Origin of the sequence: Pseudomonas fluorescens (assembly GCF_018614655.1) — a bacterium.
In the GTDB taxonomy this organism is placed as follows: Bacteria; Pseudomonadota; Gammaproteobacteria; order Pseudomonadales; family Pseudomonadaceae; genus Aquipseudomonas; species Aquipseudomonas fluorescens_BX.
Map to the genome: position 1 here is coordinate 89,124 of NZ_JAGGOG010000005.1, position 22,558 is coordinate 111,681.

Below are 22,558 nucleotides of genomic sequence, written 5' to 3' on the forward strand. Positions count from 1 at the left end.
CCCAGGCTGTTTACTTGACTCCCCTATTCTCCGTCCAAGGCAATCGACATGACCGACATTCAGAATAAGAACTACATCATTGCCCTCGATCAGGGTACGACCAGTTCCCGGGCGATCATCTTTGATCGTGACGCCAACGTGGTCTGCACCGCCCAGCGTGAATTCGTACAGCACTACCCGCAAGCCGGCTGGGTTGAACATGACCCGATGGAAATCTTCGCGACACAGAGCGCCGTGATGGTCGAGGCCCTGGCACAAGCCGGCCTGCACCATGACCAGGTCGCCGCCATCGGTATCACCAACCAGCGTGAAACCACCGTGGTCTGGGACAAGGTCACCGGCCGCCCGATCTACAACGCCATTGTCTGGCAGTGCCGCCGCAGCACCGAGATCTGCCAGCAGCTCAAGCGCGACGGCCATGAGCAATACATCAGCGACACCACCGGCCTGGTGACCGACCCGTACTTCTCCGGCACCAAGCTCAAGTGGATCCTCGACAACGTCGAAGGTAGCCGCGAGCGTGCGCGCAACGGCGAACTGCTGTTCGGTACCATCGACAGCTGGCTGATCTGGAAATTTACCGGCGGCAAGACCCACGTCACTGATTACACCAACGCCTCGCGCACCATGCTCTTCAACATCCACACCCTGGAGTGGGACGCGAAGATGCTGGAGATCCTGGATATCCCCCGCGAAATGCTCCCGGAAGTGAAGTCCTCCTCGCAAATCTATGGCCGCACCAAAAGCGGTATCGCCATCGGCGGTATCGCCGGTGACCAGCAAGCGGCGCTGTTCGGCCAAATGTGCGTAGAACCGGGCCAGGCGAAAAACACCTACGGCACCGGCTGCTTCCTGTTGATGAACACCGGCGACAAGGCCGTGAAGTCCAAGCACGGCATGCTCACCACCATCGCGTGCGGCCCACGCGGCGAAGTGGCCTACGCCCTGGAAGGCGCCGTGTTCAACGGTGGCTCCACCGTACAATGGCTGCGGGACGAGTTGAAGATCATCAATGACGCCCACGACACCGAATACTTCGCCAGCAAGGTCAAGGACAGCAACGGTGTGTACCTGGTCCCGGCCTTCACCGGCTTGGGCGCTCCGTACTGGGACCCCTACGCCCGTGGCGCGCTGTTCGGCCTGACCCGTGGCGTACGCGTGGATCACATCATTCGTGCAGCCCTGGAGTCGATTGCCTACCAGACTCGCGACGTACTCGACGCGATGCAGCAGGACTCCGGCGAACGCTTGAAATCCCTGCGGGTAGACGGCGGCGCAGTGGCTAACAACTTCCTGATGCAGTTCCAGGCCGACATCCTCGGCACTCAGGTTGAACGTCCGCAAATGCGCGAAACCACTGCACTGGGCGCTGCCTACCTGGCAGGCCTGGCCTGTGGTTTCTGGGGCAGCCTGGACGAATTGCGCGGCAAGGCCGTCATCGAGCGCGAGTTCGAACCTCAGTTGGACGAAGCCGCCAAGGAAAAACTCTATGCCGGCTGGAAGAAAGCCGTCAGCCGCACCCGCGACTGGGAACCCCACGAAGGCGCTGAATAAGCCAACGGCTGGACCTCTATAGGGTTGTAACTGGCAGGGAGCAGATTCCTGCGTCATCATGGGCCACTTTTTTGTACGGCAGCCCAAAGGACGCCCCATGAATCTGCCTCCCCGCCAGCAGCAAATCCTCGAACTGGTCCGCGAACGCGGCTATGTGAGTATCGAGGAAATGGCGCAGTTGTTCGTTGTCACCCCGCAAACCATCCGCCGTGATATCAATCAACTGGCCCAAGATAATCTGCTGCGTCGCTACCACGGTGGCGCGGCTTATGACTCCAGCGTCGAGAACACCGAGTACGCCATGCGTGCCGACCAGATGCGCGACGAGAAACAGCGAATCGGCGAAGCTATTGCCGCACAGATCCCCGATCACGCCTCGCTGTTCATCAACATCGGCACCACCACCGAGTCCATCGCCCGGGCGCTGCTGAACCACAACCACCTGAAAATCATCACCAACAACCTCAACGTCGCCACGATGCTCAGTGCCAAGGATGACTTTGATGTGCTATTGACCGGCGGCAACGTACGCCGTGACGGCGGCGTGGTGGGCCAGGCCAGCGTGGATTTCATCAACCAGTTCAAGGTCGACTTTGCCCTGGTAGGTATTAGCGGTATCGATGAAGACGGCAGCCTGCTGGATTTCGATTACCAGGAAGTGCGGGTGTCCCAGGCGATCATCGCCAATGCGCGCAAAGTGATCCTGGCGGCGGACTCCAGCAAATTCGGACGCAATGCCATGATTCGCCTGGGACCTATCAGCTTGATTGATTGCTTGGTCACCGACCAGCAGCCGGTTCCAGCGCTGGTGCAGTTGCTCAATCAGCACAAGATTCGGCTGGAAGTGGTTTAAGCCCAGACAGCGTCCGCGCCTGTACCACCGCCTTCGCGAGCAAGCCCGCTCCCACAGTGGATCGCATTCCAAGTGTGGGAGCGGGCTTGCTCGCGAAGGCGGATTAGCTCACGAGACATTTCTTGAGTCGGTCACCCGACTCACGTTCACAAATTTTCCTTTTCCTGCCCTTCGATCAGTATTTTCAATCGAAGTCGGGTGGCTGTGCCCGCGTTTATAGGCTACCATTTTCGCAAATGAACATTAATGTTCGAATTCCAATACGAAAAAGATTGCGAGGCCAGCCGATGAACCCTTCTACCTTGCCTGCTCCACCGCTTGCCGAAGTCTATGACGTCGCCGTTATTGGCGGCGGGATCAACGGCGTCGGCATTGCAGCAGACGCAGCCGGGCGCGGTTTGTCGGTATTCCTTTGCGAAAAGGACGACCTGGCCAGCCACACCTCCTCGGCCAGCAGCAAGCTGATCCACGGCGGCCTGCGCTACCTTGAACATTACGAATTCCGCCTGGTACGCGAAGCCCTGGCTGAACGTGAAGTACTGCTGGCCAAGGCCCCGCACATCGTCAAGCAAATGCGTTTTGTGCTGCCGCACCGCCCGCACCTGCGCCCAGCGTGGATGATTCGTGCCGGCCTGTTCCTGTATGACCACCTGGGCAAGCGGGAAAAACTCGAAGGTTCGAAAAGCCTCAAGTTCGGCCCGGACAGCCCGCTGAAAAGCGAAATCACCAAAGGTTTCGAATATTCCGATTGCTGGGTCGACGACGCCCGCCTGGTGGTACTCAACGCCATGGCCGCCCGGGAAAAGGGTGCCCATATCCACACCCAGACCCGTTGCGTCAGCGCTCACCGCAGCAAAGGACTGTGGGAAATGAACATGGAACGGGCCGATGGCAGCCTGTTCTCGATCCGCGCCAAGGCGCTGGTGAACGCAGCCGGCCCTTGGGTTGCCAAGTTTATCAAGGACGACCTGAAGCTGGATTCGCCCTACGGTATCCGCCTGATCCAGGGCAGCCACCTGATCGTGCCGAAACTGTACGAAGGCGCCCACGCGCACATTCTGCAGAACGAAGACCAACGCATCGTCTTCACCATTCCGTACCTGAACCACTTCACCATCATCGGCACCACTGACCGTGAGTACACCGGCGACCCGGCAAAAGTGACGATTACCGAAGGTGAAACCGACTATATGCTGAATGTGGTCAACGCCCACTTCAAGAAACAGCTGAGCCGCGACGACATCGTCCGCACCTATTCCGGCGTGCGCCCGCTGTGCAATGACGAGTCCGACAACCCATCGGCCATCACCCGCGACTACACCTTGTCGCTGTCCGGCAACACCGGCGAAGCACCACTGCTGTCGGTGTTCGGTGGCAAGCTGACCACCTACCGCAAGCTGGCGGAGTCGGCGATGGGTCATCTGGCACCGTACTTCACACAGATGAGGCCGAGCTGGACCGCCAAGGCACCATTGCCCGGCGGCGAAGACATGACCACGCCAGAAGCGCTGGCCGTGGCGATTCGCAACAAATTCGACTGGGTTCCGAGCGAGATCGCCCGGCGCTGGTCCACCACCTACGGCAACCGCACCTGGCGCCTGCTGGAAGGCGTGCAATCCCTGGCGGATATGGGCGATCACCTCGGTGGCGGCCTCTACACCCGGGAAGTCGACTACCTGTGTGCCGAAGAGTGGGCCATGCACCCTGAAGACATCCTGTGGCGCCGCAGCAAGCTGGGGCTGTTCACCACCCCGGAAGAACAGGCAAACGTGCAGCACTACCTGGCCAAGGTTGAACAGAACCGCAGCAAGATTGAAGCGGCCTGACACACCCGCAATGACAAAGCCCCTGCGCCGAAAGGTTCAGGGGCTTTTTTATGACTGTTCAAATAGTCGGTTTTCCGAACGCTATTCCATCGCTGATTCGGTTTGCCGGATCAAACCCTGGAAAACCTTCAGTCACATAAAGTTAATACTGTTATAAATCATGTAGTTAACAACTTGTTTGAAGCCTGGCACGACTCATGCTCTACACTCGTAGGCGATTGCCTGAGGTGCCTCAGGAGCCGCCATAGGCATTCGCTGTACAAAAAGGGCCGTCTTAACCGGCTTCATAAAAAAAACAAATGTCGAGGAAGTATTGATGCGCATCATTCCCCATATTTTGGGCGCAGCTATCGCTGCTGCTCTGATCAGCACTCCAGTTTTCGCCGCCGAACTCACCGGCACACTGAAGAAAATCAACGACTCCGGCACCATCACTCTCGCTCACCGCGACAGCTCCATTCCGTTTTCCTACATCGCGGATGGCTCGGGCAAACCAGTGGGTTACTCCCACGACATTCAACTGGCTGTCGTTGAAGCCCTGAAAAAAGACCTGAGCAAGCCCGACCTGAAGGTCAAGTACAACCTGGTGACCTCGCAAACGCGTATTCCGCTGATCCAGAACGGCACCGCGGACCTCGAGTGCGGCTCCACCACCAACAACGCCGAACGCGCCCAGCAAGTTGATTTCTCGACCAACATCTTCGAAATCGGCACCCGCCTGCTGGTCAAGAAAGACAAGGAAGGCAAGCCGTCCTACGCCGACTTTGCCGACCTTAAAGGCAAGAACGTCGTGACCACCGCCGGCACCACGTCCGAGCGCATCATCAAGGCGATGAACGCTGACAAGCAGATGGGCATGAATGTCATCTCCGCCAAGGACCACGGCGAATCCTTCCAGATGCTCGAAAGCGGCCGCGCCGTCGCCTTCATGATGGATGACGCCCTGCTGGCCGGTGAAGAAGCCAAGGCCAAGAAGCCCGATGACTGGGTTATCTCCGGTACTCCACAGTCCTTCGAAGCCTACGCCTGCATGGTTCGCAAAGGCGACCCGGCCTTCAAGAAAGCGGTGGATGACGCCATCGTCGGCCTGTACAAATCCGGCGAGATCAACAAGATCTACGCCAAATGGTTCGAAAGCCCGATTCCACCAAAAGGCCTGAACCTGAACTTCCCGATGAGCGAAAAGGTCAAGGAGCTGATCGCGAATCCGACCGACAAGCCGGCTCCGGAAGTAAAGATCTAAAAACCTGACTAACCTTATCTCCTGAGGGAGCTCACCCTCCCTCAGGCGTCTGTTACTACCTGCTGGCTTTATTTTGGAACACTCGACCTGGCGGTTTTCGAGCCGATCGTGTGTGCCTGGCGTTCAACGTCAGGCGGGAACGGATCTTCCCCAAGCGGGTGCTTGTACATCGATCGATCTCGAGGGGAGACCCTAATGAATTACAACTGGGACTGGGGCGTGTTCTTCAAGTCCACCGGCGTCGGCAGCGAGACTTATCTCGACTGGTACATCGCCGGTTTGGGCTGGACCATCGCCATCGCCATCGTGGCATGGATCATCGCCTTGCTGCTGGGCTCGATACTGGGCGTCATGCGCACCGTGCCAAACCGTCTCGTATCGGGCATCGCGACCTGCTACGTGGAGCTGTTTCGTAACGTACCGCTACTGGTTCAGCTGTTCATCTGGTATTTCCTGATACCCGACCTGCTGCCGCAGAACCTGCAGGACTGGTACAAACAAGACCTCAACCCGACCACCTCGGCCTACCTGAGCGTTGTCGTGTGCCTGGGCCTGTTCACTGCCGCCCGGGTTTGCGAACAAGTACGCACCGGCATCCAGGCGCTGCCACGGGGCCAGGAAGCCGCTGCGCGCGCCATGGGCTTCAAGCTGCCGCAGATCTACTGGAACGTACTGCTGCCGCAGGCCTACCGGATCATTATTCCGCCGCTTACCTCCGAGTTCCTCAACGTCTTCAAGAACTCCTCCGTGGCGTCCCTGATCGGCTTGATGGAACTGCTGGCGCAAACCAAACAGACCGCCGAGTTCTCGGCCAACCTGTTCGAGGCCTTCACCCTGGCCACGCTGATTTACTTCACCCTGAACATGAGCCTGATGCTGCTGATGCGTGTGGTCGAGAAGAAAGTCGCGGTGCCCGGCCTGATCTCCGTGGGGGGCAAATAATGGAATTCGATTTCAGCGGCATCATCCCCGCTATTCCCGGCTTGTGGAATGGCATGGTCATGACCTTGAAGCTGATGGTCATGGGCGTGGTCGGCGGGATCATCCTCGGCACCATCCTGGCTCTGATGCGCCTGTCCTCCAGCAAACTGCTGTCTCGTGTGGCCGGCGCCTATGTGAACTATTTCCGTTCGATCCCGCTGCTGTTGGTGATCACCTGGTTCTACCTGGCAGTGCCGTTCGTGCTGCGCTGGATCACCGGCGAAGATACGCCGATCGGTGCGTTCACCTCCTGCGTCGTGGCGTTCATGATGTTCGAGGCGGCGTACTTCTGCGAAATCGTGCGGGCCGGCGTGCAGTCGATCCCCAAGGGCCAGATGGCGGCCGCGCAGGCCATGGGCATGAGCTACGGCCAGACCATGCGCTTGATCATCCTGCCCCAGGCGTTCCGCAAGATGACCCCGTTGCTGCTGCAACAGTCGATCATCCTGTTCCAGGACACCTCGCTGGTATACACCGTGGGCCTGGTGGACTTCCTGAATGCCTCGCGCTCCAACGGCGACATCATTGGCCGCTCCAATGAGTTCCTGATCTTCGCCGGTGTTGTCTACTTCATCATCAGCTTTGCCGCCTCGCTGCTGGTCAAGCGTCTGCAAAAAAGGTTTGCCGTATGATCTCTATCAAGAACATCAACAAGTGGTATGGCGACTTCCAGGTGCTGACCGATTGCAGCACCGAGGTTAAAAAAGGCGAAGTGATCGTGGTATGCGGGCCGTCCGGCTCCGGCAAATCCACCTTGATCAAATGCGTCAACGCCCTGGAGCCGTTCCAGAAAGGTGACGTGGTGGTGGATGGCACGTCCATCGCCGACCCGAAGACCAACCTGCCAAAACTGCGCTCGCGCGTCGGCATGGTGTTCCAGCACTTTGAGCTGTTCCCGCACCTGACCATCACCGAAAACCTGACCATCGCGCAGATCAAGGTGTTGGGTCGCAGTAAGGAGGAAGCCACCAAGAAAGGCTTGCAACTGCTGGAGCGTGTCGGCCTGTCGGCTCACGCCCACAAGCATCCCGGCCAGCTTTCCGGTGGTCAGCAACAGCGTGTGGCGATTGCCCGTGCGCTGGCCATGGACCCGATCGTCATGCTGTTCGACGAACCGACCTCGGCCCTGGACCCGGAAATGGTCAACGAAGTGCTGGACGTGATGGTGCAACTGGCCCACGAAGGCATGACCATGATGTGTGTGACCCACGAGATGGGCTTTGCCCGTAAGGTCGCGGACCGGGTGATCTTCATGGATGCCGGCAAGATCATCGAAGACTGCCCGAAAGAGGAGTTCTTCGGCGATATCAGCGCCCGCTCCGAGCGCGCGCAGCACTTCCTTGAGAAAATCCTGCAGCACTAAAAGCACACCGCTCTCACTGCCGAAACCGGAAAAATGTGGGAGCGGGCTTGCTCGCGATAGCGGCTGTAGCCGCTGTCGAAGAATGAGGCTGTGATGGGCTTGGTGCGGCATTCCGACATAGCAGCCCCAAGGCGGCGGTCGTGCGGACACGCATCGCAGCCTCGTACCTCGGCAGCGGCTACACGCTTTCGCGAGCAAGCTCGCTCCCACATTGGACCGTGCAGGCTGGCAAGCTCTGGTTGACCCAAGGCATCTGTGATGAAATGCGACCCCACCCTCTATCGCGCCGCACCGCCATCACTTGCCGTGAAGCCTCGTCTGATTCGCCAATTGTTCCTGCCGCCACTGATCATCCTGATGATGATCGGCCTGGGTTATATCGGCTTCTGGATCAGCGAGTACTACGGAATCCACACCCTGGGCGAGAATGGCGAGCGTCAGTTGGAGCTGCACGCCCGTACCGTCGAGAGTGAGATCAGCAAATACACCTACCTGCCCAGTCTCCTGGAGCTGGAGTCCAGCGTCTCCAGGCTGCTGGCCGACCCGTCTGCGGAACACCGCAAGACCGTCAACGATTACCTCGAAGGCCTGAACCGGCGTAGCCGCAGTCGGGCCATTTATGTGATGGACACCACCGGCCGCGTGCTGGCTACCAGCAACTGGCGCGATGCCGACAGTTACCTGGGGGAGGACCTGTCCTTTCGCGCCTATTTCCAGAACGCGGTGCGCGGCCAACCCGGCCGGTTCTATGGCATCGGCAGCACCAACGGCGAGCCGGGTTACTACCTGGCCCATGGCCTGGAAGAACACGGCAAGATCATCGGCGTCGCGGTGGTAAAAGTGCGCCTGGAAGCGTTGGAAGAACGCTGGCAACGGGCGCGCCTGGAAGCCTTCGTCAGTGACGAGAACGGCATCATCATTCTGTCCAGCGACCCGGCGCGCCGCCTCAAGGCCGTGCGACCCTTGAGTGATGACACCAAGGAGCGCCTGGCCCGCAGCCTGCAATATTACTGGGCGACCCTCAACGAGCTGGAACCCCTGGCCCGCGAGCGGCTCAGCGAGGGTACGGAAAAACTGACCTTCCCGGCCAACAGCGAAGTGGTGGCCGACGACAACGAAGTCAGCTACCTGGCCCAGACCCGGCCCCTGAACGACACACCGTGGAACTTCACCCTGCTCACCCCCCTGCATGACCTGCGCCAGGCAGCGGTCAACCAGGGCATCCTGGTGGCCGTGGCCTTTGCCTTGGTGGCGTTCCTGCTAATCGCCTGGAACGAGCGGCGCAAGGTCATCGCCACCCGCCTCGCGGCGCGGGAAGCCTTGCAGGAAGCCAACAACCAGTTGGAGCGCAGGATCGCCGAACGCACCACCGATCTGCGGGCCAGCAACGAACGGCTCAAGAGCCAGATCCGCGAACGGCGCCAGGCCGAAGAAACCTTGCGCCGGGCCCAGGATGAACTGGTCCAGGCCGGTAAACTGGCCGCCATCGGCCAGATGTCCACCAGCATCGCCCATGAACTGAACCAACCCTTGGCCGCCCTGCGTACGCTGTCGGGCAACACCGTGCGCTTCCTGGAGCGCGGCGCCCTGGACACCGCCAGCGCCAACCTCAAGACCATCAACGAACTGATCGACCGTATGGGCCGCATCACCGCCAGCCTGCGTTCCTTTGCAAGGCGCGGCGACGACCAAGGCGAAGCGAGCCTGGGCAAGGCAGTAGACGCGACCTTTCAGGTCCTGGGCAGCCGCCTGGACAGCATGCCGCTGACCCTGCACCGCAACTTCACGCCCGCACAATTGCAAATCGACCAGACCCGACTGGAGCAAATCCTGGTCAACCTGATCGGTAACGCCCTGGACGCCATGCAGGCGCAACCGGCTCCCGAGCTGTGGCTGGAGGGTGACACCGTCGACGGTAAATACCGCCTGCGGGTACGCGACAACGGGCACGGTATTGACGCGCAAACCCGCAAGCATTTGTTCGAACCCTTTTTCACCACCAAACCCGGCGAACAGGGACTGGGCCTTGGCCTCACCCTGTCGGCCAGCCTCGCGGCGGCCACCGGCGGCACACTGGCCGTCGAGCCCCCGGTCAACGGTGGTACAGCCTTTGTCCTGAGCTTGCCCCTGGCAGGCCCTCAACCCGGCGAGTCGACATGAATACCGAACACAACACCGACCTGACCGTCCTGATCGTCGAAGATGATCCCCATGTACTGCTCGGCTGCCAGCAAGCCCTGGCCCTGGAAGACATCCCCAGCGTGGGCGTAAGCAGCGCCGAAGAAGCCCTGACCCGGGTCGGTGAAAACTTTGCCGGTATTGTCATCAGCGATATTCGCCTGCCGGGCATCGATGGGCTGGAACTGCTGACCCGTCTGAAAGCGTTGGACAAGAGCCTGCCGGTTGTACTGATCACCGGCCACGGCGACATCTCCATGGCCGTCGGCGCCATGCGCAACGGCGCGTATGACTTCATGGAAAAACCCTTCTCCCCCGAGCGCCTGGTGGACGTCGCCCGCCGCGCCCTGGAACAGCGAGGCCTGGCTCGGGAAGTCTGGTCGTTGCGTCGGCAACTGGCCGAGCGCGACTCCCTGGAAGGCCGGATCATCGGCCGCTCACCCGCCATGCAGAACCTGAGGGAGTTGATCGCCAACGTCGCCGACACCTCAGCCAACGTGCTGATCGAAGGCGAAACCGGTACCGGCAAGGAATTGGTCGCCCGTTGCCTGCACGACTTCAGCCGCCGTCATTCCCACCAGTTCGTGGCCTTGAACTGCGGCGGCCTGCCGGAGAACCTGTTCGAAAGCGAAATTTTCGGCCACGAAGCCAACGCCTTTACCGGCGCGGGCAAACGGCGGATCGGCAAGATCGAGCACGCCCACGAAGGCACACTGTTCCTCGATGAAGTGGAAAGCATGCCGATGAACCTGCAGATCAAGCTGTTGCGAGTCTTGCAGGAACGCACCCTGGAACGCCTCGGGTCGAACCAGAGTGTAGCGGTGGATTGCCGGGTGATCGCCGCCACCAAGTCCGACCTCGATGACCTGAGCCGGGCCAATCAGTTTCGCAGTGACCTGTATTACCGCCTCAACGTGGTGACCCTGGAACTGCCGCCCCTGCGCGAACGCCGGGAAGATATCCTGCAACTGTTCGAACACTTTCTACAGCAATCGTCCCTGCGCTTTGACCGTACTGCACCGGACCTGGACAACCAGACCCTGTCCAACCTGATGAGCCACGACTGGCCGGGCAACGTGCGCGAGTTGCGCAACGTCGCCGAGCGCTTTGCCCTGGGATTGCCGGCGTTCAAGAAAAGCGGCGCCAGCAGCGGCAGTAACAACTTGGCGTTTACCGAAGCGGTGGAAGCCTTCGAACGCAACCTGCTCAACGACGCCTTGCAGCGCAGCGGTGGCAACCTGACCCAGGCCAGCCAGGAACTGGGTATGGCCAAGACCACGCTGTTCGACAAGGTCAAGAAGTATGGTTTGAGTCACTAGGAGCGCATTGTGGATTTATTGCTTAAGGCTGCGCTGGGTGCGGGGGTGGTGCTGATCCTGGCGGCGCTGGCCAAGACCCGAAACTATTACATCGCAGGCTTGGTGCCGCTGTTTCCGACCTTTGCGTTGATCGCCCATTACATCGTCGGCAAGGGTCGCTCGGTGGAGGATTTGAAGACCACCATCGTGTTCGGGATGTGGTCGATCATTCCGTACTTTGTGTACCTGGCGACGTTGTACGTGATGGTGGATCGGCTGCGGCTGGAGGCGTCACTGGCCGTGGCGGCAGTGGCGTGGTTAATGGCGGCTACGGTGTTGGTGAGCGTGTGGGTGCGCATTCACGCCTGACGTTCAGACTCACCCCAATCAAAAATGTGGGAGCTGTCGAGCTTTAGCGAGGCTGCGATGGGATCACCTCGGTGCACCTGTCAGACCGCAGCGATCCCATCGCAGCCTCGCTAAAGCTCGACAGCTCCCACAGGAGATCATCGTCGCCAAGATTCAGCGAATGATCTTTTCCACCTGAATCCCCAACTTCTTCAACCGATACCAGAAGCTGCGCTCGGAAATCCCGATCTTCTGGGCTGCCGCCGCCTGCACGCCGTTGCTCTCCTGCAACGCCGCCAGAATGTAGGCCTTTTCCACCTCGGCCAACGCCGCATCCAGGTCTTGAGGCACGCCCGGCCCTTCGCTGAGAACCGCCCCCACGCTGCTGTCTGTCGGACGAGAAGCAAACAGATATGCCGGCAGATCAATGTCCTCGATCACCGCACTGGCGGCCACGATGGTCGCCCGTTCCACGCAGTTCTGCAGTTCGCGGATATTGCCCGGCCAGCCGTAGGCCGCCATGGCCTGTAACGCCTCCGGACTGAAGCCGGTGATGCGTTTGCCGGTGGTGGCGCTCAAGGTCTGGGCAAAGTGCCGGGCCAGGGGCGCGATATCTTCCACGCGCTCGCGCAGGGCCGGCAGGGGGATCGGGAAGACGTTGAGGCGGTAGTAGAGGTCCTCGCGGAACTCCTTGTTGGCCACCGCCTCCAGCAAGTTCTTGTTGGTGGCGGCGATCACCCGTACATCCACCTTGCGCTCGCGCGGATCGCCCACCGGCTCGATCACCCGCTCCTGCAGCGCGCGCAGGATTTTCGCCTGCAATGCCAGGGGCATATCGCCCACTTCATCGAGGAACAGCGTGCCCTTGTCGGCCTGCATGAAACGCCCGACCCGATCCGCCACGGCGCCGGTAAAGGCGCCCTTGCGATGGCCAAACATCTCGCTTTCCAGCAAACCCTCGGGAATGGCCGCGCAGTTGACCGCCACAAAAGGCCGGTCGGCGCGGTTGCCATGTTTGTGGATAGCCCGGGCGACCATTTCCTTGCCGGTGCCGCTTTCGCCGGTCAGCAGGATGGTCGCGTTGCTGTCACGCACCGAATCCACCGCCTGCAACACCCGCCGGAAGGCCGGACTATCGCCCACCAGGCTGTCGAACTGGGCATGCTCGTCCAGTTCGGCGCGCATCCGCGCGTTGTCGCGCATGATGTCGCGAAACTGCAATGCCTTGGCCACGGTGATGTCCAGCTCATCGATATCGAAGGGCTTGGCGATGTAGTCATAGGCGCCGTTACGCATCGATTGCACGGCGTTTTTCACGGTGCTGTAGGCCGTCATGACAATCACCGGCAACTGCGGGTAACGCACTTTGATTTCCGCCAACAGCGCCGGGCCATCCATGCCAGGCATACGCCAGTCGCTGATCACCAGGTCGATGTCTTCCTGTTCCAGCACCTTGAGCGCGTGCAAGCCGTTGCCCGCCGTGAACACCTGGATGCCGCTCTGGCTCAAGGCCGAGGAGAGCAGGTAACACAGCTTGGGCTCGTCGTCGACCACCAATACGTTATGTGTCATCACCATCCTCATCAAAACCGTCGTCTTCACCGTTAGCCGGAATGTACAGGCTGAAGGTGGCGCCGGCATCTTTCTCGCTGGCACATTCGATACTGCCGTCATGACTTTCCATGATCGAGAAGACTTTGGCCAGGCCCAGGCCAGTGCCCGAGGCCTTGGTGGTGACGAATGGCGTAAAGATGCGCTCGATCATGTCCGCCGCAATACCCTGGCCGGTATCGGCGATGGTGATCACGGTGTTTTCTCCCTCCGTGCCGATGCCCAGGGTCAGGCAACCGCCGTCTGGCATCGCATCGATGGCGTTGAGAATCAAATTGAGGCACGCCTGTTTGAATTGCTTGGCATCCGCGTAGATCGTCGCACCGGGCGCGCGGTCATCGATTTTCGCATTGATGTTGTGGGTGGACAGCTCCGGGCCACAGAAACCGAGAATATCCTCCACCAGCGGCCGCGCCAGTTGCCGAGTACGCAGGGGGGCACTGGGTTTGGCGAAGTCGAGGAACTCGGTGATCAGGTCGTTGATCCGGCTGACTTCGCTGATCACGTATTCCAGGTGACGCTTGTCGGTTTCCGGCAGATCGACCCGGCGGTGCAACAACTGGGTGGCCGTCTTGATGATGCCCAGCGGGTTGCGAATTTCGTGGGCCAGGCCCATCGCGACTTCACCCAGGGCGTGCAGCCGGTCGCGACGGCGCAACTGGGCCTCCAGGTGATGCAGTTCGCCCAGGCGTTCGGTCATGTGGTTGAACGTGCTGCCCAGCTCGGCCAGCTCATCACCGCCACTGACCGGCACCCGATGTTGATAATTACCGGAAATCACCGCCCGCACCCCTTCAGACATATTGCGCAGTGGGTGAGTCAGGCGCTTGGACACCCACCAGCCGACGCTGAGGGACAACGCCGAACTGAGCAAAAATATCAGCACAAACAAATTGCTCTGATTGACCAGTCCCACCAGGCTGGTGTGGCGCAGCAAACCACTGAAAATCACCCCTTGCAGGTCGCCCGTATCATTGAAGATCGGCCAGTACAGGCCGCTGTAGTTGTTGGTGAATTGCTCGCTGGGCTGCTTGGTGGAGCGCATCAGGGTTTCGATGTGCTCCGGGACCTTGCTGGGGTGGTCCTCGAAACGCTGGGTGGAGAAGATTTCCGAGAAATCATCCGCGTTGGCCAGATACAGGCGCAAGTCCAGGGAGTGCACGTCGGCGACGCTGGTAAGGAAACTGCTGTCCAGGTAGGTGGCAATCACCAACTGGTAGTCGACACCTTCCTGTTCAGTCTCAAAGGCAGAAATCACTGCGCCGGTCGGCACGCCACCGACTTTCAGGGTTTGCAGCACCGCGTTGGGTGCCAGGCTGATTTGCCCGACCACATCATCGGACGCGGTGGTAAACACCACCTTGTGATCGCTGGTGCGAATCAACGCCACCACATCGATACCGATGGCGTCGGCAATGTCGGCAGTCAGCTTGTCGTGCCTGGCGGCGCTAGGGGACGACGGCGACCGGGTATAGCGCAGGAACAACTGCGCGGCGCGGGCGTTATCCCGCAGGATTTCACTGATCTCATCCTTGACGATCTTGGTCGACTCTTGCAGCCAGATACGCACGTTGCTGTCGAAAATCTGCGACAGAGTCGTGGCCGCCAGCTCAGCGGCAATCATGGTCGGAATGACGCTGACCAGCCAGAACGCCAGGACCAACTTGCGCTGGACGCTCCAACGCGAAATGGCAAAGGGGCGGGCTTTTTGGCGGGTCTTGGTGATCATCAGGTTTCGCTTATCGCAGCAGCCATGGCGGGGTCGGATCGATCCGGACGAATAAACACTTTTACGACTTTAAGCAGCGTGTTGAGCAACCAATTGCGATGGCGGAAAAACACACTATTACCCTCGAACTGGCAGCCCAGACGCAGTTTACTGGCATACCCGGCCTGACCACACTCATACCGCGCAATATTGTTCTGAATACAGTAGTCGACGTTGGTCAGCCAACTGCGAAAGTACAGGTTGTACTCGCGGCTGCGGGCCAGGTCATGGGCGAAGAATTTGTCGATCAACCGATCCTGGTTCAGCAGGATCAGGTTGAACGCCACCAGTTGCTCGTCCACCCAGTACAGAACACAGACCGCACGCTCTCCCAACTGTTCGAGGATACCGGTGAAATACCCGCTCGGCAGACGCTCGAATTGCAGGTCGGCGCGTTCCAGGGTGGCTTCATACAACCGCATGATCTCTGGCAGCACGTCATCGATAGTGCGTCGCCACTCCACCCTCGGGCCTGGCGCGCGCAACTTGCGGCGCAGATCCTTGCGGGTGGATTTGCCCAGGGAACCCAGGTAGGCGTCCACTGAACCAAAAGGGATGGGCAACAGCGCCGATGGCAGGCTGGGCATACTTTGAAAGCCCGCCGCCTGGCAACTGTTGGCCCAATGTTCGTCGTTGCTCGGCGCGTCTTTCACCGCCAACAGGCCAATGCCGAAGTCATCGGCATCCCGGCGTGCGGCCTGGAGCAATTGTTCAAGTAACGCCTGGCGCCGGGACTCGGGAATATGGCTGGCAGTACCCGCGTCGCACTGCTCGGCCACCGGCGAGCCGATGGCGTACAGACCCAATTGAAAAACACCCGGCCACAGTCGCTCCAGGCGCTCGGTAAAGCGCTTGCCGATGCCCGACACGGTGGTGTCGAGGCGGTAATGGGTGATAAACGCCGGGGCAACCGCCACCAGCGTTTCGCCCTCGAATACCGCCAGGTAACGCCACTGAAAATCATCAATGGCCGCTTTTTCCACGGCCAGGTAATAGTCCCAATCCTCCAGGGCAGCCGGAAAGCAGTCGTTCCAGGCACTGCGTTCGATAGCACCGATGGTCGAAAAGGCTCGGGCGGTAATCACAACATCTCCCTTTGATTCTGTACAACTCCGTGTAGGAGCGAGGGGGACGCCTAGCTCTTGCTCGCGAAGCACGCACTGAGAAAAGCCAGGCAACCCGCGTTTTCGTTCACGTTTTTCGCGAGCAAGCTCGCTCCTACAGAGAGCCATATCAGGCCACGCAATACAGGTTTTCGTTCACGATCGTTGCGTGTTGCTGGACAAAGTCGGCGCTCAACTCGATCACCCGACGGTATTGCAGGTCGACGGTGATCATGTGGTAGCAGTTGTCCAACAGGATCTTGGTCACCGGCCCGCCAAGATGACGTTCCACGTAATCGGCGTTCCAGCGGCTGGTGATGTCGTCCTCGATGGAATGCAGCACCAACGCCGGGGTCTTGATCGACGGCATGCGCTTCTTGACCACGGCGTTCATGCGGTGCAACTCGCGCACCGTCACGCCCTCCATGGTCAACAAACCGGCCTGGCTGCTCTCCCCTTCCTTCATCTGCCGCTCGACGATCGCCCGCAGGCGCTCGTTCTTGATGCCATAGGGAGGTTTTTCCTCGAAGCTGCAGATGTGCACGCCGAATGGAATCTTCATCAGCAATGGCGTCAGGAACGCCAGCTTGTTGATGCTCCAGCCGTCGTACTTCAACGTCGTGGAGTACATCAGCAAGCCGGTGACCTGGCCGGGAAACTCCGAAGCCAGGTACATCGACATGACCGCACCCATGGACAAACCACCGACAAACACTTGCTCATGCCGTTGGCGCACGCCGACGAACGTTTTGCGCACACCTTCGTACCAGTCCAGCCAGCCGGTGGCTTGCAGGTCGCTGTTGTCCCCGCAGTGCCCGGCCAGCGTCGGCACGTACACCGTGCAATTACCCACCTTGGCCAGGCCCTGGGCCACCCGACGGAGTTCCGTCGGGGTGCCGGTCAGGCCGTGGATCAACAGAATCCCCACCGGCCCTTCGCCGAGAACGAAGCCGGCATCACCTTCACCGAGGTCGATCCCGTGCTGGTTCACCGCTTGGTCGCCCGCACCAGCAGTTGCTCGAGCAGCTTCAGGCCCAGGTCGATTTCCGGGTAGCTGATTTCCAGCGACGGTGCCAGGGTGATCACGTTCTTGTAGTAGCCGCCCACGTCGAGGATCAGACCGAGTTTCTGGCCATCAACTACCATGTCGCCCTTCATGCCTTCCTCGACCATGTAGTCCAGGGTCGCCTTGTCCGGAGTGAAGCCGTCAGCGGTGCAGATTTCGCAGCGCAGAGCCAGGCCCAGGCCGTCGACGTCGCCGATGATCGGGAAGCGCTTTTGCAGCTCTTGCAGGCCGGCCAGGAAGTATTTGCCCTTGGCCATGACCATCGCGCCGTAGTCGACTTCGCTGGTCATCTTGAACATTTCCAGGCCTACCGCAGTACCCAACGGGTTGGACGCGAAGGTGGAGTGAGTGGAGCCAGGCGGGAAGATTTTCGGGTTGATCAGCTCTTCACGGGCCCAGATACCGCCCAGCGGGTTCAGGCCGTTGGTCAGTGCCTTACCGAAAACGATCACGTCGGGTTTGACATCGAAGTGTTCGATCGACCACAGCTTGCCGGTACGCCAGAAGCCCATCTGGATTTCGTCGCAAACCATCAGGATGCCGTGCTGGTCAAGGACGTGCTTGAGCTCGCTGTAGAAGTTCATCGGCGGGATCACGTAACCGCCGGTGCCCTGGATCGGCTCGACGTAGAAGGCTGCGTATTCACACTGATTGGTTTTTGGGTCCCACACGCCGTTGTATTCAGTCTCGAACAAACGAGCGAACTGCTGCACGCAGTGGCTGCCGTACTCTTCCTTGCTCATGCCTTTCGGGCCACGGAAGTGGTACGGGAACGGGATGAAGTTGGCGCGTTCGCCAAAGTGGCCGTAGCGGCGGCGATAGCGGAAGCTGGACGTGATCGACGACGCGCCGAGGGTACGACCGTGGTAGCCGCCTTCGAAGGCGAACATCAGGCTCTTGCCGTTGGAAGCGTTACGCACCACTTTCAGGGAGTCTTCGATGGACTGCGAACCACCGACGTTGAAGTGCACGCGACCGTCGAGACCGAACTTGTTCTTGGCGTCGACTGCGATCATTTCCGACAGCTCGATCTTGCCTTTGTGCAGGTACTGGCTGGCGATTTGCGGCAGGGTGTCGATCTGCTGTTTCAGCGCGTTGTTCAGGCGCGGGTTGGCGTAACCGAAGTTAACGGCCGAGTACCACATTTGCAGGTCGAGGTAAGCCTGGTCTTCGGTGTCCCAGACATAGGAGCCTTCGCAACGGCTGAAAATGCGCGGAGGATCAATGTAGTGAACGGTGTCGCCGTAGGAGCAGTACTTGGCTTCTTTATCCAGAAGAACCTGGTCTTCTGCGGTAGCGATGCGGATATCAGACATGGTGGAAGAGTTCCTGATTATCAGAAGAAGTATTGAAAGAGGTGGCGTTGGCGGCCATGCCTTGAGGCAGTTGGGCCAGCAGCGCAGGCACTTCGGCAAAAGTGTCGAAGCGCGCGTAGGGGATGTTGTGGGTTTCGCAGTACTCGGCCAGGCTGCCTTTGGCGAAGACGAAGTCGGCGGTGGAAGCCACGCACATGTCGGACTTGCCATCGCCGATCACCAACACGCGCTTGTTGCGCGGGGTGGACTTGCACTTGCAGTTACCGGACGCGGCACGGCAGGCATCGCTGGAATACGGGAAATCGATGCGCCAGCTGTTCTGGTCAACCTGACGCAGGCGGTTGGCGAGGATCGGCAGCAAAGTCACGTAGTTGCGCGACAGAATCCGCGCAATACCTTGCTCGATGCCATCGCTGACCACTTCGATGGAAGCTCCCAGGCCGATGACGTGATCGACGAAGTCCGGGAAGTCGGGGTCGATTTCAACGCTGTCGAAGTACGCCAGCAGTTCGGCCGGAGTCGCCTTGATCAGGGCCAATTGGCGGCTCAGGCATTCGCGGGAACCGATTTGCCCGTCCAGCCATTCCTGTTCGATGGTTTCCCACTCGGGGCCGGCGAAGCGTTGGAGGACGTTGTCGATGACATCGGTAGGGGTGATGGTCCCGTCGAAGTCACACACGATATGCCAGTGGATCATCTGCATTTACCTATTGGGTAGGAACGCGCTGTTGCGCTTGCAGAGGGATAGAGCATGGAGTGTGCCAAGTGCGCCAACCCCCGATAACACGGGGCTCGCAGGGCTTTTACTTTTGAATATGTCGTAAACAGCTACAATTTTTGTAGCTTGCTACAAACAAGATGAGTGCTTGCGCAGGTAGCGCCCTTCGCGCGTTCATGCGCGCATGTTCAGATAAGGAAATGTTCCATGTTCAGGGTTACCTCTGCTGTATTCGCCGGCCTGCTTGGCCTGTGGGGCGTTTCAGTCACCGCAATGGCGGACGGGATTACCGGTGAAGCAGGCCTGGGTATCAGTTATCAGCCCCACGATCCCACCGGCAGCCGTTATGAAACGGTGCCTGTTCCGTATTTCGACCTGGATTGGGGAGATGTCAGTCTTGGTACCGACGACGGCTTGACCTGGAGCGCCCTCAACACCAATGGTTTCACCGCCGGCCCCTACATCAATTACTTGCCGGGGCGCACCGCCAACGGTTCGCTGCGAGGCTTGCGCAACGTGTCGAACATGGCCGAGATCGGCGGCTTTATCCAATACGCACCAGCCGACTTCTGGCGGGTCTACGCCCAGGTGGGTCGGGCCGTCGGCGGCGGTCATGATCAAAGTGGCGTGCTGGGCAAGGTCGGCGGCGAACTGGGTTACCCACTGGGCGGCGGGATCATCGGCAGCAGCGGCCTGATGGCGCACTTTGCCGATGGACGCCAGACCCAGACCTATTTTGGCGTCGACGCTAACGAGTCCGCGGCGTCCGGCTTTCGCCCCTACAACGCCAGCGGCGGCTTCCAGAACCTGACGTTGACCCAGAGCTTCGAATTTCCACTGGCCCCCAATTGGTCGCTGCTGACCAGTGCCAGTTGGGTACACCTGGTGGGCTCGGCGGCAGACAGCAGCATCGTCAAGCAGACCGGGGATGTGAACCAAGGGCAGGTGCAGACGGCGATCAGCTACACATTCGACTGAAGTACACCGTTTTTTTTACACCCTGACGACTGCTGCGCAGCCGATCGCAGGCTGCGCCAGCGGCTACAGGTGATCGACACGGCCTGTAGCCGCTGCCGAAGAATGAGGCTGCGATAAGGGCCGAAGGACCTTCAGCGGTTTCAAGACACTAACGACTGCTACGCAGCCGATCGCAGGCTGCGCCAGCGGCTACAGATGATCGACACGGCCTGTAGCCGCTGCCGAAGAATGAGGCTGCGATAAGGGCCGAAGGACCTTCGGCGGTTTCAAGAGACTGACGACTGCTGCGCAGCCGATCGCAGGCTGCGCCAGCGGCTACAGATGATCGACACGGCCTGTAGCCGCTGCCGAAGAATGAGGCTGCGATAAGGGCCGAAGGACCTTCAGCGGTTTCAAGACACTAACGACTGCTGCGCAGCCGATCGCAGGCTGCGCCAGCGGCTACAGGTGATCGACACATCCGTGTAGCCGCTACCGATCAGTTCTCTTCGCCTTCAGCCAACAACGCAATCCCGCCAATAATCACCGCCACGCCCACCCAGTGCAGAAAGCTGATGTGCTCACCCAGGCCCAGCCAGGAACCGAGCAACACCACCACAAACACCAATGAACTCAGCGGAAACGCCAGGGACAGGCTGCTGCGGCGCAAAATCAGCATCCATACAAAGAACGCGCCGATATAGCTGCCGATGGCCGCCAGGATTCCCGGGTTTCTCGCCACATCCCACAACCATTGCAGGGTGAAGTCCATCTGCCCCAGTTGATCGCCGGCCACCTTGGTGAACAATTGCCCGGCACTTTCGGTGCCAATCAGCAACGCCCACAACACCACGGTGCCCAGGCGCCCGTGCAACCAGCCCTCGGGGCGAGCGGGGCTCATGGAAATATTCTCTGAGTTCATGCTTGCGCCCCTGAAATAGCCACCAGCATGACGCCGGCCGTGATCACGAAAGTACCCAGCCAGCGACGGCGGCTGACGGTTTCCCCGAGCACCACCTTGCCGGCAAACACCACGCCGCAATACGCCAGCGCCGCTGCCGGAAACAGCAGGCTCAGGGGCGCGCGGGACAAGGCTTCGAGCCAGACGAAAAACTCAATGGCGTAGGCGGCGATACCCGCCCACAGCAAAGGTGCATTGAACACCTGACCCCAGAATGCATTCAGGCGAAAACCGCCCTCCAGTTCCGGCAGGCGATCCAGGCCCAATTTGAAACACAGTTGACCGATCACATCGAGCACGATGGAAAAGGCCACCAACAGCACCACAGTCAGGGTCACGGGAACAGCTCCTCAAACAGATTGATCAACGCTTCGTTGGTCGCCGAATTGCGCAGCAAGTCTTCATCGCTCCAGCGTTCGGCGGGGGGTTGGTCAGACTTGGCTTCCCAGCGTTTGAGCGCATTACTGAAGGCCGGCTGGGCAAATTCGCCGCACACGTCGATGCCGATGATCCGCTTGCTCGCCGCCAGTGCCCGCAGGGCCTGCAGCAAGTGAGTCAAGCGCATGCCGCCCTGATCCCAGTTGGTGGCGGCGTCTTCGCTGGCGAGCACGTCCTTGTCGATGGTGATCCAGATCGCCTCGGTGGGCAGGCTGGCGATCATCTGCGTCAGAAACGCGGCCCAGTCCAGCTCGGCCAGGTTGCGCCAATGCAGATGGTCTTCCTGTTGCTCATGGCCTGCGCCATCGCCGACCCGCCCCCAGACTTTCGACGGCGGGTGCTGCCAGGGAAACAGCTGCAAATCCCCGCGTTTCAGGGCACCGAGATTGCCGCCGCGCAGTTGTGGGTTGTGCAAATCATCGCTGCACGGCCCGAGCGTGACGATGCGCTTGATGGCCGGCATTTTCAGCGCCCGGTTGACCCACGAGCCGCAGTGTCGACGCGGCGCAAAACGGACCCAGTCGGGGTGGTTATCGAAGTGGATCAGGCTGATGGGTTCTTTGAGGTCAGCGAGAAAAGCCGGAGTCAGGTGATGGTAATCGCCGGACCCGACAAAGAAGATTTCCGGACGCGCCCCTGTGGGCCGCGGCCGCTGGGCCAGGCGTTCGGCAAAACGCTTGTAGGTTTTTTCGGTGGACCACAGGCGCAGTTTAGGGCCCAGGTCCAGCAGGTCCATGCGCGTGGCAAAGCCGCTGGCAAGACGCCGGGCAATCGGAGCCTGGGCCGTGAGGCTGTGGTCGAGGTCAAGAATGTTCAAGGAAATATTTCCCCCCTGGCAGCGCCCTCCAGACACCGGCTTCATCACTCATGAACGCCGGCCGAATGGGCTTTAGGGGGTGAATGCAAGGGACGGGCCAGAGGTGAAGCAAACGCTGCTATGGAGAACACCGAAGATCAAAAATGTGGGAGCGGGCTT

Annotated in this window: 20 protein-coding genes; 11 read left to right on the forward strand and 9 right to left on the reverse strand. The window is 60.0% G+C overall.

Annotated features, from left to right (window positions below):
- Positions 1-48 precede the first annotated feature (48 nt).
- The 10 genes from glpK (at position 49) to J7E41_RS08240 (ending at position 11,665) form a co-directional block, all read left to right on the forward strand.
- On the forward strand, positions 49-1,554 hold the full coding sequence (gene glpK, locus J7E41_RS08195; RefSeq protein ID WP_214991582.1) for a glycerol kinase GlpK: 1,506 nt from the start codon (positions 49-51) through the stop codon (positions 1,552-1,554).
- Positions 1,555-1,651: 97 nt separating this feature from the next.
- Positions 1,652-2,407, forward strand: coding sequence for a DeoR/GlpR family transcriptional regulator (locus J7E41_RS08200; protein WP_169356143.1), 756 nt, complete (start codon positions 1,652-1,654; stop codon positions 2,405-2,407).
- A 287-nt stretch (positions 2,408-2,694) separates the two neighbouring features.
- Positions 2,695-4,233 (forward strand): glycerol-3-phosphate dehydrogenase, encoded by a 1,539-nt coding sequence (glpD, locus tag J7E41_RS08205; protein ID WP_214991584.1) that lies wholly within the window; start codon positions 2,695-2,697, stop codon positions 4,231-4,233.
- Between the two features lie 316 nt (positions 4,234-4,549).
- A complete protein-coding gene (locus tag J7E41_RS08210; protein WP_214991586.1) occupies positions 4,550-5,476 on the forward strand; it encodes a glutamate/aspartate ABC transporter substrate-binding protein in 927 nt (308 codons plus the stop codon).
- A gap of 195 nt (positions 5,477-5,671) precedes the next feature.
- Positions 5,672-6,418 carry an amino acid ABC transporter permease gene (locus tag J7E41_RS08215; RefSeq protein WP_214991588.1) on the forward strand — a complete coding sequence of 249 codons (747 nt, stop codon included), beginning with the start codon at positions 5,672-5,674 and terminating at the stop codon, positions 6,416-6,418.
- The gene (locus J7E41_RS08220; RefSeq protein ID WP_214991591.1) at positions 6,418-7,089 is read left to right on the forward strand and encodes an amino acid ABC transporter permease; all 672 of its coding nucleotides are present in this window, start codon (positions 6,418-6,420) and stop codon (positions 7,087-7,089) included. The genes J7E41_RS08215 and J7E41_RS08220 overlap by 1 nt, the downstream gene beginning before the upstream one ends.
- Positions 7,086-7,820: an amino acid ABC transporter ATP-binding protein gene (locus J7E41_RS08225; protein WP_010170183.1), complete on the forward strand. Its 735-nt coding sequence runs from the start codon at positions 7,086-7,088 to the stop codon at positions 7,818-7,820. Before J7E41_RS08220 ends, J7E41_RS08225 begins: the two co-directional genes overlap by 4 nt.
- A 258-nt stretch (positions 7,821-8,078) precedes the next feature.
- Positions 8,079-9,980 (forward strand): sensor histidine kinase, encoded by a 1,902-nt coding sequence (locus J7E41_RS08230; protein WP_214991593.1) that lies wholly within the window; start codon positions 8,079-8,081, stop codon positions 9,978-9,980.
- The gene (locus J7E41_RS08235; RefSeq protein ID WP_214991595.1) at positions 9,977-11,317 is read left to right on the forward strand and encodes a sigma-54-dependent transcriptional regulator; all 1,341 of its coding nucleotides are present in this window, start codon (positions 9,977-9,979) and stop codon (positions 11,315-11,317) included. The genes J7E41_RS08230 and J7E41_RS08235 overlap by 4 nt, the downstream gene beginning before the upstream one ends.
- Positions 11,318-11,335: 18 nt before the next feature.
- Positions 11,336-11,665 carry a GlpM family protein gene (locus J7E41_RS08240; RefSeq protein ID WP_214991798.1) on the forward strand — a complete coding sequence of 110 codons (330 nt, stop codon included), beginning with the start codon at positions 11,336-11,338 and terminating at the stop codon, positions 11,663-11,665.
- 153 nt (positions 11,666-11,818) lie between these two features.
- Here the strand turns inward: J7E41_RS08240 and J7E41_RS08245 are convergent, their stop codons facing one another.
- The 6 genes from J7E41_RS08245 to J7E41_RS08270 all read right to left on the reverse strand — a co-directional run bounded on the left by J7E41_RS08245 (position 11,819) and on the right by J7E41_RS08270 (position 19,205).
- Entirely contained in the window at positions 11,819-13,216 is a 1,398-nt protein-coding gene (locus tag J7E41_RS08245; protein ID WP_214991597.1) for a sigma-54-dependent transcriptional regulator, read from the reverse strand.
- Positions 13,206-14,984 (reverse strand): sensor histidine kinase, encoded by a 1,779-nt coding sequence (locus J7E41_RS08250; RefSeq protein ID WP_214991598.1) that lies wholly within the window; start codon positions 14,982-14,984, stop codon positions 13,206-13,208. Before J7E41_RS08250 ends, J7E41_RS08245 begins: the two co-directional genes overlap by 11 nt.
- Positions 14,984-16,108 (reverse strand): GNAT family N-acetyltransferase, encoded by a 1,125-nt coding sequence (locus J7E41_RS08255; RefSeq protein WP_214991600.1) that lies wholly within the window; start codon positions 16,106-16,108, stop codon positions 14,984-14,986. The genes J7E41_RS08250 and J7E41_RS08255 overlap by 1 nt, the downstream gene beginning before the upstream one ends.
- A 148-nt stretch (positions 16,109-16,256) precedes the next feature.
- Positions 16,257-17,117 carry an alpha/beta hydrolase gene (locus J7E41_RS08260; protein WP_214991602.1) on the reverse strand — a complete coding sequence of 287 codons (861 nt, stop codon included), beginning with the start codon at positions 17,115-17,117 and terminating at the stop codon, positions 16,257-16,259.
- Entirely contained in the window at positions 17,114-18,508 is a 1,395-nt protein-coding gene (locus J7E41_RS08265) for an aspartate aminotransferase family protein (protein ID WP_214991604.1), read from the reverse strand. Before J7E41_RS08265 ends, J7E41_RS08260 begins: the two co-directional genes overlap by 4 nt.
- A complete protein-coding gene (locus tag J7E41_RS08270; RefSeq protein WP_214991606.1) occupies positions 18,501-19,205 on the reverse strand; it encodes an MtnX-like HAD-IB family phosphatase in 705 nt (234 codons plus the stop codon). Before J7E41_RS08270 ends, J7E41_RS08265 begins: the two co-directional genes overlap by 8 nt.
- 228 nt (positions 19,206-19,433) lie before the next feature.
- Here J7E41_RS08270 and J7E41_RS08275 point away from each other — a divergent pair, with 228 nt between their 5' ends.
- A complete protein-coding gene (locus J7E41_RS08275) occupies positions 19,434-20,204 on the forward strand; it encodes a MipA/OmpV family protein (protein ID WP_214991608.1) in 771 nt (256 codons plus the stop codon).
- Positions 20,205-20,682: 478 nt separating this feature from the next.
- Here J7E41_RS08275 and J7E41_RS08280 read toward each other — a convergent pair whose 3' ends face one another.
- The 3 genes from J7E41_RS08280 to J7E41_RS08290 are packed head-to-tail and all read right to left on the reverse strand — an operon-like array spanning position 20,683 to position 22,399.
- Positions 20,683-21,105 (reverse strand): EamA family transporter, encoded by a 423-nt coding sequence (locus J7E41_RS08280; RefSeq protein ID WP_214991610.1) that lies wholly within the window; start codon positions 21,103-21,105, stop codon positions 20,683-20,685.
- A complete protein-coding gene (locus J7E41_RS08285) occupies positions 21,102-21,482 on the reverse strand; it encodes a transporter (RefSeq protein WP_214991612.1) in 381 nt (126 codons plus the stop codon). The genes J7E41_RS08280 and J7E41_RS08285 overlap by 4 nt, the downstream gene beginning before the upstream one ends.
- The gene (locus tag J7E41_RS08290; protein ID WP_214991614.1) at positions 21,479-22,399 is read right to left on the reverse strand and encodes an arginase; all 921 of its coding nucleotides are present in this window, start codon (positions 22,397-22,399) and stop codon (positions 21,479-21,481) included. Before J7E41_RS08290 ends, J7E41_RS08285 begins: the two co-directional genes overlap by 4 nt.
- Between the last annotated feature and the right edge of the window lie 159 nt (positions 22,400-22,558).

Bases quoted from the DNA above. Each gene is read 5' to 3' on its own strand.
- J7E41_RS08230 (WP_214991593.1), top strand. From the start codon at position 8,079: ATGAAATGCGACCCCACCCTCTATCGCGCCGCACCGCCATCACTTGCC.
- J7E41_RS08225 (WP_010170183.1), top strand. From the start codon at position 7,086: ATGATCTCTATCAAGAACATCAACAAGTGGTATGGCGACTTCCAGGTG.
- J7E41_RS08265 (WP_214991604.1), bottom strand. From the start codon at position 18,508: ATGTCTGATATCCGCATCGCTACCGCAGAAGACCAGGTTCTTCTGGAT.
- glpK (WP_214991582.1), top strand. From the start codon at position 49: ATGACCGACATTCAGAATAAGAACTACATCATTGCCCTCGATCAGGGT.
- J7E41_RS08220 (WP_214991591.1), top strand. From the start codon at position 6,418: ATGGAATTCGATTTCAGCGGCATCATCCCCGCTATTCCCGGCTTGTGG.
- J7E41_RS08235 (WP_214991595.1), top strand. From the start codon at position 9,977: ATGAATACCGAACACAACACCGACCTGACCGTCCTGATCGTCGAAGAT.
- J7E41_RS08275 (WP_214991608.1), top strand. From the start codon at position 19,434: ATGTTCAGGGTTACCTCTGCTGTATTCGCCGGCCTGCTTGGCCTGTGG.
- J7E41_RS08280 (WP_214991610.1), bottom strand. From the start codon at position 21,105: ATGAACTCAGAGAATATTTCCATGAGCCCCGCTCGCCCCGAGGGCTGG.
- J7E41_RS08250 (WP_214991598.1), bottom strand. From the start codon at position 14,984: ATGATCACCAAGACCCGCCAAAAAGCCCGCCCCTTTGCCATTTCGCGT.
- J7E41_RS08215 (WP_214991588.1), top strand. From the start codon at position 5,672: ATGAATTACAACTGGGACTGGGGCGTGTTCTTCAAGTCCACCGGCGTC.
- J7E41_RS08245 (WP_214991597.1), bottom strand. From the start codon at position 13,216: ATGACACATAACGTATTGGTGGTCGACGACGAGCCCAAGCTGTGTTAC.
- glpD (WP_214991584.1), top strand. From the start codon at position 2,695: ATGAACCCTTCTACCTTGCCTGCTCCACCGCTTGCCGAAGTCTATGAC.
- J7E41_RS08200 (WP_169356143.1), top strand. From the start codon at position 1,652: ATGAATCTGCCTCCCCGCCAGCAGCAAATCCTCGAACTGGTCCGCGAA.
- J7E41_RS08270 (WP_214991606.1), bottom strand. From the start codon at position 19,205: ATGATCCACTGGCATATCGTGTGTGACTTCGACGGGACCATCACCCCT.
- J7E41_RS08210 (WP_214991586.1), top strand. From the start codon at position 4,550: ATGCGCATCATTCCCCATATTTTGGGCGCAGCTATCGCTGCTGCTCTG.